Raw genomic sequence first — 16,616 nt, 5'->3', positions numbered from 1 at the left:
CGGATGGGGATCATCACCCGGCGCTGGGGTGATCCCCATCTGGCGCGGGACCTGCGCCATCCACTGGAGAACAGGCTCCTGGTCGTGTGCGTGGCCGTCACCCTGCTGGCCGTGGTGGGCGCGGCCAGCCGCGCCCACGCCGGAGAGCCGGGCGAGCCGCTGCTGCTGTTGAGCATCCCCGCGCTGGTGTACTTCGTACGCGGACAGCTCTTCGCCCGCCAGCGGATCAACGGGGTGCGCATCACGCCGGACCAGTTCCCCGAGGCGTACCGGATGGTCGCCGAGGCCGCGGCGGTGTTCAACATGCGCCGCGTGCCCGAGGCCTACGTCGTCCTGGGCAACGGTGTGCTCAACGCGTTCGCGTCGGGGCACGGCAGCCGGCGGTACGTGGCCGTCAACAGCGACCTGTTCGAGGTGGGCGGCCGCCTCGCCGATCCGGACGCGCTGCGGTTCGTCATCGGCCACGAGGTCGGCCACATCGCCGCCGGGCACACCTCGTTCCTCCGGCAGTTCGGCATCTCCGTGGCCAACGTCATTCCCGGTGTGGGCACCACGCTGAGCCGTGCGCAGGAGTACACCGCCGACAACCACGCCCACCTGTACTGCCCCGAGGGCGCGCAGGGGCTGCGCCTGTTCGTGGCGGGCAAGTACCTCTACACCGCCGTCGACTTCGACGCCGTCGCCGAGCGCGCCCACACCGACACCGGGTTCTTCGTTCTGCTGGTCAACCTGCTCTCCAGCCACCCGGTGAACACGTTCCGGTTCGCGGCGCTGGCCGACCGCAGCCGGCCGGGGCGGGTGTTGTAGTTGTTCGGGGCTGTGTTTTTTTGGGGCCGCCGCTCGTTCCTCGCTTTGGCCCGTGCTCGGGCGCCTTTGAGACGGGGCCTTCGCGCCTTGCGGTGCACGCCCTCGTTCCTCGGGAGCGCACCTCCAGCCGCTCCAGGACCCGTCGGCGCCCTCGCTGCGCCTCCTTTTGGCGCCCTCGCAAGCTCGGACGCGGGGCGCCGAGTAGCCAGTGTTCTTCGTCGTCGACTTGCCTTGCTCGCAGGCTCGCTGCGGCCCCGTCTCCTCCTGCAGAACACTGGCGCGCCCCTCGCGAACCCCCCTGCACACCGCATAGCTGAACGGCCTACCTTTCATCCCCGGCGGACGTGGCAGGCTGAACTGCCTACCTCTCAGCCCCCGGGGTCGAGGCAGGTCCTTCGTGCACGTTCGACCCCGCTTGCGGGCCCCTGGTCTGAACGACCCCAGGGGGCCCGATGGCGGGCGCTTACGCGGGTTGGGCGGGGAGGCGGGCGGCGACCTGGGGCGGCAGCGTCTCGTGGCGCAGGTAGTTCCGGGTGAACACGCCGGTGCCGTGGGAGATCGAGCGGAGTTCGACCGCGTACCGCGTCATCTCCAGGGTGGGCACCTCCGCGCGGACCACCGCCCGGCCCCCGTCGGCGGCCTCGGTGCCGACCACGCGCCCGCGGCGGGCGGACAGGTCGCTCATCACCGCGCCGAGGTAGGACTCGTCCATCTCCACGGTGACCTCGTCCACCGGCTCCAGCATCGAGAGCTTCGCGGCGGTCGCGGCGTCCCTGAGCGCGAGGCGGCCCGCCTTCTGGAAGGCCATGTCGGAGGAGTCCACCGAGTGCGCCTTGCCGTCGTAGAGGGTCACGCGCAGGTCCACCAGCGGGTACCCGGAGTCCACGCCCTCGGCCATCTGCGCGCGCACGCCCTTCTCCACCGAGGGGACGAACTGGCGCGGCACGACGCCGCCGACGATCTCGTCGACGAACTCAAGACCCGAGCCCGACTCCAGCGGCTCCACCCGGATCCGGCAGACGCCGTACTCGCCGTGGCCGCCGCTCTGCTTGACGTTGCGGCCCATGCCCTGCGCCGGGACGGCGAAGGTCTCGCGCAGCGGTACGCGCACCGGGCCCGTCCGCACGCGCACGCCGTGGCGGCGCTCCAGCCGGTCCAGGGCGGCGTCCAGGTGGGCCTCGCCCAGGGTCCACAGGACCATCTGGTGGGTCTCCGCGTTGACCTCGACCCGCAGCGAGGGGTCCTCGGCGACCAGGCGCGCCACCGACTGCGAGAGCTTGTCCTCGTCCGAGGCGGAGGCGGCGCTGACCGCCACCGGCAGCAGCGGCTGCGGGAAGCGCCAGGGCGAGACGCGCAGCGGCCGGTCCCGGTCGGAGATCGTGTCGCCCGTGCGGGCCGAGGGCAGCTTCGAGACCTGGCACAGGTCCCCGGCGACCACCTGGCCCACCGGCCGCGCGTCCCGGCCCAGCGTGACGTGCAGCGCGCCCAGGCGCTCGTCCTCACCGCTGCGGTCGTGCTCGTCGGACCCGGTCATCCCGCTGGGCACGCCGTGGCCGTGCAGGTGGACGGGGCTGTCGGAGGTGAGCGTGCCCGAGAAGACGCGCACGGTGCTGACCCGCCCGACGTAGGGATCGCTGGTGGTGCTCAGGACCTCGGCGACCAGCGGGCCGTCCGGATCGCAGGACAGGCCGCTCACCGGGCGCCCGTCGGGTCCGACCACCTCCGGGAAGGCGCGCCGGGTCGGGTCGGGGCACGACAGCGGGAGCTCGCGCAGCAGTTCGCGCACGCCGACACCGCGGGTGGGGCTGAGCGCCAGCACGGGATGGAAGCCGCCGGCGGCCACGGCCTGCTTCAGGTCCGCGATGAGCAGGTCGGGGTCGAGCGCGCCGCCCTCCATGTAGCGCTCCATGAGCGCCTCGTCCTCGCTCTCGGTGATGACCTCCTCGATGAGCGTCTCCCGCAGCGGGCCGGCGGCCTCACGCAGCCAGCCGGGCACCGGGCGCGGCTCGGGGCCGGCTCCCGAGTCCCCGTCGGAGTAGTCGTAGTAGCGCTCGGAGACCAGGCCCCACACGCCCACCACACGGCGGTCGTCCCCGGTGCCCTCGACCGCGGGCACGTAGGCGGGGTGGACCCCACTGCCGAAGGCCTCCTGGCACTGGGCGACGACGTCGTCGTAGTCGGCGCGCGGGTGGTCGATCTTCGTCACGGCCACGGCGCGGGGCATGCCCACGGCGGCGCACTCCTGCCACAGCACACGGGTGCGCCCGTCCACGCCGTCCAGGGCGGAGACGACGAACAGGGCGGCGTCGGCGCCCCGCAGCCCGGCTCGCATGGCGCCGATGAAGTCGGCGTATCCGGGGGTGTCGAGCAGGTTGACCTTGACGTCGCCCACCATGACCGGGTTGACGGTGAGGTGGACGGAGCGCTTCTGGCGGATCTCGATCTCGTCGTGGTCGCTGACGGTCGTGCCCTCCTCCACGCGACCGGGCCGGGGGATCGCCCCGGCCGCGAAGAGCAGGGCCTCGACCAGGCTCGTCTTCCCGGAACCCGTCGGACCCACGAGTGCGACGTTGCGGATGTCCTGGGGCCGATCGGCCCTCGGTACGACTACGGCTCGATCTACCATCCCTGCTGCCCAGCCCTTCGACGCGTTCGGGGCGGCGTACGGGGTGGCTCGTGCCACCGCCCGCGATGTGACCTGTGACACTCTCTACGGTCGCTGTTCGCCACCCCGTCCACAAGAGGTCATCGGGTCCGGAATCCGTCATGTGCGCAATGCGGGCTTTGGGAGCCCTACTATTGCCCCGTGCCTTGGTCGGAGACTCTCCCTCAGTTCAGCCTCGCCGGGACCCTGCTGACGGTCCTGCTCCTCCTCTTCGCGGCGTTCGGCGAGCCCTTCCTCGGTCGGCTCGCGTTCGCCCGCCTGGCCCGCAGCCGCCACGACGGCGGGCGCGCCCTGCGGCGCCTGTACGCCGTCACGGTGGCGACCCATGCCCTGTGGGGCGTGCTGGTCCTCGCGGTCCTGCTGCTCTCGCCCGGACTCGGCGCCGGTGACCTGGGCCTGCGGTTCCCGGCGGCGTGGGGGCCGATCGCGGGCGGTGCCGTGGGCGGACTCGTCGCGCTGGCCGTGCTGTGGACGCTGGCCAACGGGCTGCCGTTCCGGCGGTCCGGGCGGGGGAGGAAGGGCGGCCGCAAGGGCTCCGGGCACCGGGGGAGCCGGGCGTCCGCCGCCCCCGCGGCCCTGCCCGAGCCCGGACGGCACCCCCAGGGGCTGCTCGTGCCGCGGACGACGGTCGAGCGCCTGCTCGCCGGGGGCGCGGCGGTGACCGGCGGCGTGTTCGGGGAGCTGCTCTACCGGGGACTGTTCATCGTCCTGGTGGCCGGGATGGGCGTGCCGCTGTGGATCGCCGCGCTGCTGTCGGTGCTGCTGTTCTCGGTCGCCCACGTCTACCAGGGCTGGTGGGGCCTGGTCAGCGCGGGAGCCTCGGGCGCCCTGTTCACGATCCTCTACCTGGGAACCGAGAGCCTGTGGGTGCCGATGGCCGTCCACGTGGCCCTGAACCTGCGCTCCCTGGTCTTCCCGCCCGCCTCCGCCCGTGCCGACCTCGGCGACGAGGGGTACGAGGACGAGTACGACGACGGCGGGCCTGACCACGACGACCCGGGCTATGACGAGCGGGGTTACGACGAGCGGGGCTATGAGGACCACGGCCAGGGGGAGCGGACCCCCGGCGGGCAGGCGTACGACGCCCACGCCCAGGGCGGGCGGCGGTACGACTCCCACGGTTATGACGAGCGGGGTGATCAGGCCCCCGGCGGGCAGGAGTACGACTCCCACGGGTATGACGAGCGGGGTTACGAGGATCGCGGCCACGGGGAGCAGGGCCCCGGCGGGCAGCAGTACGACCCCCACGGACACGACGGCCGGGCCTACGACGGCCACGGCCACGGGCCGGGACCGGCGTACCCGGACCAGCCCTACGGCGTGCCCGCTCCGCAGGCGGACCCGCGCCCCTACGAGGAGCGCTACGGCGACCGGGCGGCCGATCCGCATCCGTACCCGCCGGGTCCCGGCTCCCCGTACGGACAGCCGTCCTACGGCGAACAGTACGAGCGGACCCGGCGCGACCGCCCCTGAGCGCCGTCCGCGCCCGCGACACACCGGGGCCGGACGCCCGCGCCCGGGGCGCGTCGGGCAGGATGGACGGGTGTCCGACGCTATCGACCATCCACTGTCCCGCTCCCAGGACCGCCGCTTCTGGCTGACGACGTCCGACGGCGTCGGCATCGACGCCGTGCTGCGGCGCGGTGCCGAAGCGCGCGACACGGCCGTCGTCCTCGCCAACGGGTTCACCGGCACCTACCGCAACCCGGCCACGCGGGCGATCGCCGAGGCCCTGCTGCCGGTCGGCGACGTGATGACGTTCGACTTCCGCGGCCACCACGGCTCCGGAGGACACAGCACCCTGGGCAACGACGAGATCCACGACCTGGAGGCCGTCGTCGCCCGGCTGAGGAGCCTCGGCTACACGACGGTGGCCACCGTCGGCTTCTCCATGGGCGCGGCCGTGGCCCTCCGGCACGCCGCCCTCCTCGGCGGGGTCGACGCGGTCGTCTCGGTCAGCGCCCCCAGCCGCTGGTACTACCGGGGCACCCGCCGGATGCGCCTGCTCCACGTCGGCATCGAGCGCACCGCCGGGCGCTTCTTCCTCGCGCGCATGCGCAAGGTGCGGGTCACCGACCGCCGCTGGGACCCCCGACCGGCCGAGCCGCGCGAGGTCGCGGGCCGGATCAGCCCGACCCCCGTGCTCGTGGTGCACGGCGACGCCGACACCTACTTCCCCGTCGCCCACGCCACGGCCATCCACGAGGCCGCGGGCGAGCCCCGGGAGCTGTGGATCGTCCCGGGCATGGGGCACGCCGAACGGGCGGTCACCCCCGAGCTGTCGGCGCGCCTGCGCGACTGGCTCCGGGAACGGGTGGGGCCCTCCGGGGGCTGAGCACGGGGCCGCGGGGGACGGCGTCGACAGCGCCGCCGCGGTCAACTACAAAGGAGGGATGACCCGACCCCGTACGCCTTCCTCCCGCCGCGGAGCGGGCGCCCAGGACACCTCCCACGACGGGCTGCCCGGCCTGGGAGGTCGGGGCTTCGCGCTGCTGATCGCGGCGACCGCGGTGGGCCTGGTCGGGTTCGCCGCCGTGCTGCCGCTGGTCCCGCTCTGGGCCAGCCGGGGCGGCGCGGGCGAGTTCGGCGCCGGGAGCACGACGGCGGCGTTCATGCTCACCACCGTCCTCACCCAGCTCACGATGCCCTGGATCCTGGAACGGGGCGGCTACCGGTGGGCCTTCCCCGTGGGCTGTCTGATCATGGGGCTGCCCACCCCGCTCTTCGCCGTGACCGCCGACCTGGCCCCGCTGATCGCGGTCTCCGCCCTGCGCGGCGTCGGTTTCGGCATGGTCAGTGTCGCCGGAACGGTCCTGGCCGCGCGGCTCGTACCGAACGAGCAGGTCGGCCGCGCCACCGGGTACTACGGCCTGGCCGTCGGCCTGCCGCAGGTCCTCATCCTGCCCGGCGGGGTGGCACTGGCCCTCCAGATCGGCTTCGACGCCGCGTTCTGGATCACCGGCGCATGCTCCGTGCTGGGAGCCGTACTGGCCGCGGGCGTCTGGTTCGCCGACGGCGGGCGCAACCGGTCGGCGCTGCGGTCGGCGCCGCCCCACGGCGGGGCGGGCGACGCCGGGCCCGTCGGGCTCCCGCTCCTGCTGGTCCTGGCGGCGCCGCTGGCGATCATGCTCGTGGCCGCCACGTCGGCGAGCACGGTCATCACGTTCCTGGCCATCCCGCTGGAGCAGGCCGCGTGGCTGGTCAGCGGCACACTGGCGGCCCTGGCGCTGGCCGTCGTCGCGGGCCGGTGGACGGCGGGGACACTGCACGACCGCCACCGGCGCGCGGTGCTACTCCTGCCGGGCATGTCCGGTGCGGTCCTGGGCCTGGCCCTGGTGACCGCGGGGCTGTGGACCGTCGGCGGGGACGACACGGTGCCCGGACCGGCCGCCGCGGCCCTGGTGCTGGCGGGGGCGGCCCTGTTCGGGCTCGGGTTCGGCGCCGTGCAGAACGAGACGGTCATGCTCATGCTCAACCGCGCGGGTCCCGCCGGGTACGGACGGGCCAGCGCGGTGTGGAACATCGGCTTCGACGCCGGTTCGGGCGTGGGCGCGATGGGCATGGGGCTGGTCATCCAGCTCATGGGCTACGGTCCGGCGTTCGCCCTGCTGACGGTGCTGTTGGCCGGGGCCCTTCCGCTGGCCCTGACCGGGCGCGGGCGCCCCGTGAGGTAGGGAGCAGACCGGGCCGAAGCGAGGGACGAGCGGAGGCCTAGGGCAGGCACGGGGAGGGCGCCGACGGGTCCTGGAGTGGCTGGAGGTGGGTCCGCGAGGAACGAGGGCGTGCACCGGAAGGTGGGAGGGTCCCGTCTTCAAGGCGCCCGGGCCAAAGCGAGGAACGAGCGAAGGCCCGAGGCAAGCACAAGTGAGGGCGCCGACGGGTCCTGGAGTGGTTGGAGGTGGGTCCGCGAGGTACGAGCGGGCACACCGGAAGGCGCGAAGGTCCCGTCTTCCGGGCGCCCGAGCCCCCTCCTAGTTGACCGACGAGATGTGCACGTGGTCGTAGTGGTTGGCCGTCGCGCCGCCGCGGTCGTTCATGAACACCCACTGGCGGTTGCTGCGGTGCCAGATCCGCTGCTTCCAGATGACGTAGTCCACGCCGAGGCGGTCGGCGTTGTCGATCGCGTACTGGGCGATCTGGTCGCCGAGGGAGTTGTTCTCGGCCGAGGGGATGGCGCCGCCGGAGCTCATCATGAAGTCGCAGGCGCGGCCGTCGCCGTGGTCGTCGGCGCTGGGCCGCCAGCAGCCGACGGGGTAGGGGGCGCCGTAGGCCATGATGATCTCGTCGCGGATCCCGGCCATCCGGGCCGTGGTCGACTCCCAGCCGCCGCCCATGGCGCTCTCGGGGATCGTGCCGTTGCCGGGAGTCTCGGGGATCTGCGACTCCTCGTACTCCTCGATCTCCGCCTCGACCTCCTCGCGCTGCTCCTCCAGGGAGTCGACGAGTTCGACGGCCTCCTCCAGCTCCTCGGTGAGCTCGGTCGTGACCTCCTGCTGCTCGTCGCGGGTCGCGATGAGCTCGGAGATCTGCTCGGACTGGCTCTCGCCCAGGTAGGTCAGCGTCGCGGCGTCGGAGAACATGTTCTCGGGCTCGCTGGAGAAGACGACCTGGAGCGCCGGGTCGAACCCGTTGTTGTTCTTGTACTGGGCCGACGCGATGTTGGAGACACCCGACCGGGAGCCCTCCAGGCGCTCCTCGATCTCCTCCAGGTCCTCCTCGGCCTCCTCGACCCGGTCCTTGATCTCGTTGTACTGCAGGAGTTCGCCGCCGTAGGACTCCTCCAGCTCCTCGGCGCGCTCGTTGAGCGCGTCGATGTCGACCTCGTCGTCCGGCTCGGCGTAGGCGGCTCCGGGCACCGCGAGCAGCAGCGCCAGGGAGACCGCGCCGACGGACAGCGCGGCCCGGCCGGTGCGGGGGACTCGGGATCGAGGGCTGGGTGTCATCTTCTGCTCCGTGGACGGTCTGAGCGCATTCGGTGGGCCGACGGCGAGACGAGGGGGTGCCGTGGGGCGGGAGATACTCAGCAGACCTTACGAGATCTTGGCGTTACATGCCTAGTACGTGACTCGCGGGGGACGGATCCGAAGATACCCGGAGTCGGTGACCGCACGGGGCCGGACGGGCGGAGCGGTCGGCCCTCAGGCGGTCCCGCCGAAGGCGCTGGGCAGCTGGACCCCGGCGGGCTCGGGTGCCTGGGCCGGCATGAACCAGTCGGAGCGGCGGACGTCGCGCAGGGCCCGGCGCCGGGTCTCGGGGTCGAGGCGGTCGAGGTAGAGCATGCCGTCCAGGTGGTCGGTCTCGTGCTGCAGGCACCGCGCCATCAGGCCGGTGCCCTCGACGGTGACCGGTTCGTTGCGCAGGTCGACGCCGGTGACGACGGCGCGCACGGCCCGGCGTGTGGGATACCACAGCCGCGGGACCGACAGGCAGCCCTCCTCGTCCTCCTGCGTCTCCTCGGACAGCTCGGCGATCTCGGGGTTGATCACGTAGCCGACGCGGTCCTCGACGTTGTAGCTGAACACGCGCAGCCCCACCCCGATCTGGGTGGCGGCGAGCCCGGCGCGACCGGGGGCGTCCACGGTGTCCAGGAGGTCCCGGACCAGGGCCGCGGTGTGCTGGTCGAACTTGGTGACGGGCGTGGTCCGGGTGACGAGGACGGGGTCGCCGAACCGGACGATGGGGCGCATGCTCATGCCCCACAGAGTAGCCGGGCCGGGGGAGGTTGACACCGGGGTGCGCACGGCCGGGCGCCGCCTCCGGGCCCCGGCCCCGCGCGCGGGTCAGGTCGAGACGGCCAGCCCGGGGCGCAGCGACTCGTCCAGCACCATCTCGATGTAGTCCAGGGCGGCCCGGCGGCGGGCGAGGGCGCTCTCGTACAGCGAGGGCGCCTGGACGCCGCGGCGCACGCGCAGGCACTCGTTGACGATGCGCTGCCAGCGGTCGGGGAAGGCGTGCAGGGCGTAGGAGCCGGCGCAGGACTTGGAGGTGATCTCGCCGGTTCTGAGCGTGAAGTGCAGGCGGCTGACGCTGAGCACGCTCCAGGAGGGGGCGAGCGAGCCCAGGGCCGCGAGTCCGCGCGGGGTCACGAGCCGTCCGGCCCGTTCGCGCCAGCGGCGCCAGTGCTCGTCCAGGGAGCCCAGGGACCAGGCCCGCAGGCTCTCCGGCTCGTCCCACACGTCCAGCTCGACCGGGTGCGGGCCCCGCACCGGGACGCCGCGCTCGGCGAGGATGTGCCAGGTGGCCGGGTTGACGTCGGAGCTCGCGCGCTCGCGGAAGCGGCCGCCGACGACCGAGGGCAGGGGGCCGCAGGAGGCGGAGTCCTGGGCGAGGTGGTCCCAGGTCACGTGGACGCCGTTGAACTGGGGCCGCGGCACGTCCGCGCGGGTACGCGCGTGCGCGCGGCGTAGCTGCTCGACCTCTCGGCCGCCGGGGGTGCGCGCGGTGACGATGACGAAGTCGACGTCGCTGGTGTGCGGGCGGAAGTCGCCGAGGGCGACGGAACCGGTCAGATAGAGGCCTTCGACCAGGCCGGGGGCCTCCTGGTCCGCGTTGGCGAGGAAGGTCTGGGCCAGCGTCTGCACCCGAGGGTGGACGGCCATGCTCACTCCAGTCTGATGGTGGGTTCGTGCGCGCGATCCGGTGGTGGGGAGGACCGGATCACTGTGGCTGCGGCTGGGCCCTGAGCCTGGTGAGGCTGCTGGGGCTCTCGCCTCCTACCTCCAAGTTTGGGCGGGTGCGCTGGTGATGGCAAGTGATCACGCCGGACTTGCATCCTGTCTCCCCACGTCATGTGGTGTGCGGCTATGGCGGAGAGGGGGAGCCTACACCCTTGACAGACGTGGGCGGGGTGTGCAATGGGGTCCGCTCGGGCGCGTGAAGGCGGGCCGGGGTGCGCGGGAGGACCATGGGGCCGATGGGACTCCGTTCCCTTTTCCGGGCGGCTCGTGCCGTTCCGTTCACGCGCGGTGCCGGAACCGGTCCGCGTGCCGTGCGCAATCCTTCGCACGTGCATGCGCACGGTTCTTTGCATGCGATTCTTTTGCCACGGCTTTTCCCTAGAGAACTTCGTGACAAAACGGACCGTGTTCGGCGTGCCATTCCGAGTGTGGCGTCCGCCATGTTCTACCGGCCGGTAGCACCTTGCCCGTGCGGGGTCCGCGCTCGTGTTCGCTGGTCAGGATCCTGTCGGCGCCGCCGCGCGGAACGGGCTTCTCCGGCCGCCGCGGGAAGGCGGTGCACGGCACAGTCCGCGGATGTGGACACGCCCCATCTTTTCGGCGATTGTTATGATTCACCAAGCCTCCCCCTGGTGATACCCATCACAGCCATTGTTCGTTGTTTTCATCCGTGTAACACGAGAGCACCCTCCTGAAACTGTGCCTCATTACTCTCTGGGGGGAACGGCAGATCTCGCAGCGATTCCAAGGAGCCGGAATGGTCCCGACCATGGTCCTCGTAGCCGACGACTCGCGTGACGCCCACAGACGGGAGGCCCTGTGCGGCCTCGCGGCGGCGGTGGCCAGCCGTGGAGAGGTCCCCGTGACCGCCGCCTTCGGCAGCCCCGACGAAGTCACCGCCACCATCCGCTCCGTCGAGGGCCCCAAGGTGGTCGTCCCGGCGTTCGTCGCGGGAGGCGACGTCGCGAGCGCCCACCTGCTCACCCGCATCGGCCTGGGCCGGCTGGAGAACGTCTGCCAGACGGCCCCCCTCGGCGCGGTCCCGTCCATCGTCGCCGACCTCGCCGGACGCCTCGGCGAGTCGGGATGGAGCCGTGAGGACGGCGTGGTCCTGGCCGCGGACGGTACCACCGGTACCGAGGAGCGCCAGGTGGTCATGGACGTGGCCCGGATGCTCAGCCGCCGCCTGGGCTCGCCGGTCCAGGTCGGGTACCTGCGCACGTGGGCGCCCTCCGTGTTCGACGCCGTCGACCGCCTGCGCCGGGACGGCCGGGAGCGGGTCGCCGTGGCGGCCTGGCGCCTGGTGGACGGGCCCGACTTCGAGCTGCTGCGCGGCCTGGACGTCACCGCCATCACCGCGCCGCTGTGGCCCTCCGAACTGGTCGTGGACACGCTCCTCGCCCAGCACCGGGCGGTCAAGGGTCGTCTCGCCTGAACGCGCCCCGGCGCCGCTCGCTGGGCGCCGGAGCGCGGAAACCGCGGTGCGAAGCGTGCGCCCACCGTTACCGGAGGTGCCGGGATGGGTAGGGGTCCGATGGGCGGGAACTCCCCGCACCCAGACTGTGGCACCGTGCCGCGCCGCCGACCGCGCGGAGTGGTACGGGCCGGGAGCGGCCCCAAGTCCCGGCCCTGGACCTCTCGTCCCGGCCCGTGCGTCCTCGCGACCGGGCGGGCTCCCCGTGCGGTCGCCGCCAACGGACCAACGCGTCGGCCGTCGGCGTCAGGGGTCGGACCCGGCCAGGCACCGACGCGCGCGACCCGAAGGTGGAACTCATGAACGACGTCACAGCGCGGTTCGTCGACGACCGGCAGCGCCGACGTCTGGAACGGCGCTTCGGCGCGCACGTCGGCGAATGGCTGACGGAGGTCCCCTCGATCGTGGAGAAGCTCGCCGCCGAATGGGGGGTGACGGTCGAGGGGCCGGCCCCGCACGGACGCACGTCCGTGGTGGTCCTGGTCAGCCGTCCCGACGGGAGCGAGGGCGTGCTCAAGCTCTGCCCGGACAGCGGGCTGGCCGTGTCCGAGGCGCGGCTGCTCCGCATGTGGGCGCCCTCGCACCGGGTCCCGGAGGTGTGGGGCGTGGACTCCGACCGCGGCGCTATCCTCATGGAGCGGGTCGACGGCGAGACCGTCGCGGCCACCGGGATGGTCCCGGCGATGGAGACCGTCGGGTCCCTCATCGCGCAGCTGCACGCCGTCGAGGTCCCGCGCTCCGAACTCATGGAGCTGCGCCCCCTCACGTCGCGGGTGCAGTTCATCTTCGACATGTGGTCCCGCGAGCGCGCCGAGGGACCCGCCGCCGAGATCGTGCCCGCCTCCGTCATGCACCAGGGCCTGTGCCGGGCCCGCGACCTGGCCCACGGCGAGATCGGGGTCGTTCCCGTGCACGGCGACCTGCACCCGGGCAACGTCATCGACGGCGGCCAGCGCGGACTGGTCGCGCTGGACCCGCGCGCCTGCGTGGGCGACGGCGCGGTCGACGCGGTCGACTGGACGGTGTGGCAGGCCAGCAGCCTGCGGGAGGTGGAGCGCCGGGTGGACGTGCTGTCCCGCGTCATGGACGTGGACGGCGACCGGCTCATGGCGTGGTCCCGCGCCTTCGCGCCCTGCATGGTCGTCGCCAAGGTCAACCGCGGCCAGACCGGAACCGAGGAGTTCGACGTCCTGATGGAGATGGCCGAGGGGAGCGCCTTCGCCCGCCGTTAGGCGGCGTTCTCCGCTGCGTTCCGGGCTCGCGGCCGCCAGGCCGCCTCCCGCCGCGCCTCCGCGCTCGTGAAGCACCGCCGGCCCGGGCCGGGGTCGGCGCCGGGGCCGGGGCCGTTCCGAAGCGCCGGGATCAGGCCGGGGTCTCGAACCGGTAGCCGCGGCCGGCCTCGGTGATGAGGTAGCGGGGATGCGCGGGGTCGGGCTCCAGCTTGCGGCGCAGCTGCGCCATGTAGACGCGGAGGTAGTTGGTCTCGCTCTGGTAGGAGGGCCCCCACACGTCGTGGAGGAGGCGGCGCTGGCTCACCAGCTGCCCGCAGTTGCGGGCGAGGATCTCCAGGATGTGCCACTCCGTCGGGGTCAGCCGCACCTCCTCGCCGTCGCGCAGCACGCGCTTGGCGCCCAGGTCGACGGTGAAGCACGAGGTGCGCACCACCGGCGCCTCCTCCGAGTGGACCGACCGGCGCTCGGCCGCGCGCATCCGCGCCAGCAGCTCGTCCATCCCGAACGGCTTGGTGACGTAGTCGTCGGCGCCCGAGTCCAGGCAGCGCACCTTCTCCCCGGCCGAGTGCCGTGCGGACAGGACGATGATCGGGACCTGCGACCAGCCGCGCAGCCGCTGGATGACCTCCATGCCCTCCATGTCGGGCAGCCCCAGGTCGAGCAGGACCACGTCCGGGTGCCGATCGGCGGCCAGCCGCAGCGCCGCGGCCCCGTCCGCCGCGGTGTCCACGTCGTGCCCGCGGGCCCTCAGGTTGATCCGCATCGCCCGGATGATCTGCACGTCGTCGTCAACGACCAGAACCCGCATCGGACCTCTCCTCGCCTGCCTCGTTCGGATCCGCCGCCTTCAGCGTGAACACCATGGTGAGCCCGCCGCCCGGTGTGTCCTCCGGCGTGAGCGTTCCGTGCATCGCCTCCACGAAACCACGGGCCACCGCCAGCCCGAGACCGACCCCGGTGCCCTGAGGCGCGTCGCCCAGGCGCTGGAACGCCTCGAACATCCGGTGCTTGCCCTCGTCGGAGACTCCGGGCCCCCGGTCCGCCACGCGCAGCTGCACGTTCTCGCCGTGCGCGCTGGCCGCGACGAGCACCGGGCTGCTGGGGTCGGGGTTGTAGCGGACCGCGTTGGTGACCACGTTGGCGATCGAGCGCTCCAGCAGCCCCGCGTCGGCGCGCACCCGCGGCAGGTGGTCGGGGACGTCCACGGTGACCGAGTCGTGCGGCAGGCCCAGGAGCGTGACGGGCACGACCTCCTCCAGGCCGACCGCGCGCAGCCGGGGGCGGACGTTGTCGGTGTGGACCCGGCTCATGTCCAGCAGGTTGTCGATGAGCCGGTTCAGCCGGTCCGTGGACTCCTCCACGGTCTCCAGGAGCGCCTCACGGTCCTCGGGGTCGAGCTCGATGTCGGTCGCGCGCAGCGTCGACAGGCTCGCCTTGATCGAGGTCAGCGGTGAGCGCAGGTCGTGCGAGACGGCCGCCAGCAGCGCGGTGCGGATGCGGTTGCCCGCCGCCTGGCCGCGCGCCTCGGCCGCGTCCCACTCCAGCCGCTGGTGCTCCAGGGCGATGCCGATGTGCGCGGCGAAGGCCCGCAGGACCCCGCGGTCGGCGGCGGGCAGCACCCGCCCCCGCAACGCCAGGGTCAGGGTGTCGGAGATCGACACCTGCACGTCGGCCTCGTCCGGGGTCTCGCACGCGGGCGCGCCCACGCTGTGCACCACCCGCCATCCGCCCTCGTCGCGCTGCTCCAGCAGGGTCGCCGAGCGCTGCGCGAACGTCTTGCGGATCCGCCGGAGCAGGGCCTGGAGGGGTTCGCTGCCGGAGAGGACGCTTCCGGCCAGCAGTGTCACCGCCTTGGCCTCGGCCCGCCCGCGCGCCGCCTGGGCCGACCGGCGCGCCGCCATCTCCACGACCACGGCGACCAGCGTGCCCACCAGGGCGAACGCGGTCAGCGCGAGCATGTTGTCCAGCGACACCGGCGGTCGGCCGTGCAGCGGTGACAACACGAACGTGAGCAGGAGCGCGCTCAGTACGGCGGAGGACAGGGCGGGCCACAGGCCGCCGACGGCGGCGGTGGAGACGGTGATGAGCAGCAGGAGCAGCGCGTCCGAGGCCGCGCCGACCCCGCGCAGCGGCGGCACCGTCAGGACCAGGGCCAGCAGGAACGGGGCCACCACCGCCAGGGTCCAGCCCGCCACCCTGCGGTGCGGTCCCAGGCCGCGTCCCGGCGGCGGCAGCGGCCAGCGTCCGGTGCCGACCTGCTCGTGGGTGACGATGTGCACGTCGATGTCGCCGGACTCGCGCGCCACGATGGTGCCGACCCCGGGACCGAACACGTACTGCCACGCGCTGCGGCGCGAGGAGCCGAGGACGATCTGGGTGGCGTGCACCCCGCGGGCGAACTCCAGCAGGCCGGTGGGTACGTCGTTGCCGACCACCTGGTGGTAGGTGCCGCCGAGTTCGGCGAGCAGCCGGCGCTGGCGCAGGAGGTCGTCGGTCGGCGCCTGGGCGATGCCGTCGGGCGGCACCACGTGCACCGCCATGAGATGGCTGGGCTGGGGGTGGCCGCCACGCGAGCGGGCGGCGACCCGGGCGGCGCGCAGGATGAGGGTCTCGCCCTCGGGGCCACCGGTCAGGGCCACGACGACGCGCTCACGCGCCTCCCAGGTGCTGCGGATCTTGTGCTCGCCGCGGTACCGGGCCAGGCCCTCCTCGACCCGGTCGGCGGTCCACAGCAGGGCCAGCTCGCGCAGGGCCGCCAGGGTGCCCTCGCGGTAGAAGTCGGCCAGCGCCGCGTCCACCCGCTCCGCCGGATGGATGTCGCCGTGCGCCATCCGGCGGCGGAGCTCCTGGGGCGTGAGGTCGACCAGCTCGATCTCCGTGGCGGCCCGCACCACCCGGTCGGGGACCGAGCGCAGGGGAGGAGCGCCGGTGATCTGCTTGACGACGTCGTTGAGGGACTCCAGCTGGTGGATCCCCACGGTGGACACCACGTTGATGCCGGCCGCCAGCAGCTCCTGCACGTCCTGCCAGCGGGCGGGGTTGGGCGATCCGGGGGCGTTGGCGTGCGCCAGGTCGTCCACGATCGCCAGGGCGGGGGCGCGGTCGATGACGGCGGCGGTGTCGACGGCTCCGGAGGGCAGGGTGGGGATCGTCTCCAGGCCCTGGAGCAGGGCCTCGGTGCCCGGACGGCGGTGCGTGTGGGCGACGGCGACCACGGTGTCGGTGCCGCCGGACGACCGGCGGTGCGCCTCGGCCAGCGCGCTGTGGGTCGTGCCGACCCCGGGCGCCGACCCCAGGTAGATGCGGAGCTTGCCTCGTGCCACGGATCCATTGTGGATCCTCCGGGGGAGCACCCGGGCCGCCGAGTCCCCGTGGACACGGGAGCCCGTGCTGATCCTGTGCCGGGGCTTCCCGGGATACTGGGAGCCGCAGCACCGGCGCCGTCGGTGCGCGGGTGCCCGCCATCCCGGGCGCCCGGAGGCCCGCACACCTGTGAAGGAGGCGCGGGGCGCGTTCCGTGACACGGGACGTCCGCCGTGACAACGATGACCCATTCCCCCGACGACGGACCCTTCCCCGGGCGACCGGGCGAACCGCCGTTCCCCGGCCCGCCCGGTGGCCGGACTCCCCCTTGGCACCATCCGGGCCCGCCGCCGCGGCTGGAGCCGCCGGTTCCCGGGCATCCCGTCCAGCCCGGGCCGCACGGATCGAACGAGCGGCCCGGCCCTCCCCTGGCGGGACGGCCCTCTCCGCCGGCGGCC

At 73.3% G+C, this 16,616-nt stretch carries 12 protein-coding genes; 6 read left to right on the top strand and 6 right to left on the bottom strand.

Annotation, left to right across the window (positions count from 1 at the left end; genetic code table 11):
* The first annotated feature begins 3 nt into the window (after nt 1-3).
* Nucleotides 4-807: a M48 family metallopeptidase gene (locus ADL05_RS16225; protein WP_197285820.1), complete on the top strand. Its 804-nt coding sequence runs from the start codon at nt 4-6 to the stop codon at nt 805-807.
* 463 nt (nt 808-1,270) lie between these two features.
* Here ADL05_RS16225 and ADL05_RS16220 read toward each other — a convergent pair whose 3' ends face one another.
* Nucleotides 1,271-3,433 (bottom strand): elongation factor G-like protein EF-G2, encoded by a 2,163-nt coding sequence (locus tag ADL05_RS16220; RefSeq protein ID WP_053617818.1) that lies wholly within the window; start codon nt 3,431-3,433, stop codon nt 1,271-1,273.
* Between the two features lie 180 nt (nt 3,434-3,613).
* Between ADL05_RS16220 and ADL05_RS16215 the strand changes: the two genes are divergently transcribed.
* The 3 genes from ADL05_RS16215 to ADL05_RS16205 all read left to right on the top strand — a co-directional run bounded on the left by ADL05_RS16215 (nt 3,614) and on the right by ADL05_RS16205 (nt 7,146).
* A complete protein-coding gene (locus ADL05_RS16215) occupies nt 3,614-4,945 on the top strand; it encodes a CPBP family intramembrane glutamic endopeptidase (RefSeq protein WP_053617817.1) in 1,332 nt (443 codons plus the stop codon).
* A 70-nt stretch (nt 4,946-5,015) separates the two neighbouring features.
* Nucleotides 5,016-5,807 carry an alpha/beta hydrolase gene (locus ADL05_RS16210; protein ID WP_053617816.1) on the top strand — a complete coding sequence of 264 codons (792 nt, stop codon included), beginning with the start codon at nt 5,016-5,018 and terminating at the stop codon, nt 5,805-5,807.
* A 58-nt stretch (nt 5,808-5,865) separates the two neighbouring features.
* On the top strand, nt 5,866-7,146 hold the full coding sequence (locus ADL05_RS16205; protein WP_053617815.1) for an MFS transporter: 1,281 nt from the start codon (nt 5,866-5,868) through the stop codon (nt 7,144-7,146).
* A gap of 297 nt (nt 7,147-7,443) precedes the next feature.
* Here the strand turns inward: ADL05_RS16205 and ADL05_RS16200 are convergent, their stop codons facing one another.
* From ADL05_RS16200 to ADL05_RS16190, 3 genes are all read right to left on the bottom strand, one after another.
* Nucleotides 7,444-8,415 (bottom strand): hypothetical protein, encoded by a 972-nt coding sequence (locus ADL05_RS16200; RefSeq protein WP_053617814.1) that lies wholly within the window; start codon nt 8,413-8,415, stop codon nt 7,444-7,446.
* Between the two features lie 195 nt (nt 8,416-8,610).
* Entirely contained in the window at nt 8,611-9,165 is a 555-nt protein-coding gene (gene def, locus ADL05_RS16195; RefSeq protein ID WP_053617813.1) for a peptide deformylase, read from the bottom strand.
* An 87-nt stretch (nt 9,166-9,252) separates the two neighbouring features.
* Entirely contained in the window at nt 9,253-10,071 is an 819-nt protein-coding gene (locus ADL05_RS16190) for a nucleotidyltransferase domain-containing protein (RefSeq protein ID WP_053617812.1), read from the bottom strand.
* Between the two features lie 835 nt (nt 10,072-10,906).
* On the opposite strand from ADL05_RS16190, the gene ADL05_RS16185 reads away from it, so the two are divergent.
* Entirely contained in the window at nt 10,907-11,584 is a 678-nt protein-coding gene (locus tag ADL05_RS16185) for a sirohydrochlorin chelatase (protein WP_053617811.1), read from the top strand.
* Nucleotides 11,585-11,922: 338 nt separating this feature from the next.
* Nucleotides 11,923-12,855 (top strand): aminoglycoside phosphotransferase family protein, encoded by a 933-nt coding sequence (locus ADL05_RS16180; protein ID WP_053617810.1) that lies wholly within the window; start codon nt 11,923-11,925, stop codon nt 12,853-12,855.
* 130 nt (nt 12,856-12,985) lie between these two features.
* Here the strand turns inward: ADL05_RS16180 and ADL05_RS16175 are convergent, their stop codons facing one another.
* Together ADL05_RS16175 and ADL05_RS16170 are read right to left on the bottom strand one after the other, a co-directional pair.
* Nucleotides 12,986-13,663 (bottom strand): response regulator, encoded by a 678-nt coding sequence (locus ADL05_RS16175; RefSeq protein ID WP_053617809.1) that lies wholly within the window; start codon nt 13,661-13,663, stop codon nt 12,986-12,988.
* Nucleotides 13,644-16,178, bottom strand: coding sequence for an ATP-binding protein (locus tag ADL05_RS16170; RefSeq protein WP_053617808.1), 2,535 nt, complete (start codon nt 16,176-16,178; stop codon nt 13,644-13,646). The genes ADL05_RS16175 and ADL05_RS16170 overlap by 20 nt, the downstream gene beginning before the upstream one ends.
* Between the last annotated feature and the right edge of the window lie 438 nt (nt 16,179-16,616).

It is taken from the genome of Nocardiopsis sp. NRRL B-16309, assembly GCF_001279585.1.
Classification (GTDB): domain Bacteria; phylum Actinomycetota; class Actinomycetes; order Streptosporangiales; family Streptosporangiaceae; genus Nocardiopsis.
This window is presented reverse-complemented; position numbering and strand designations above follow the sequence as displayed.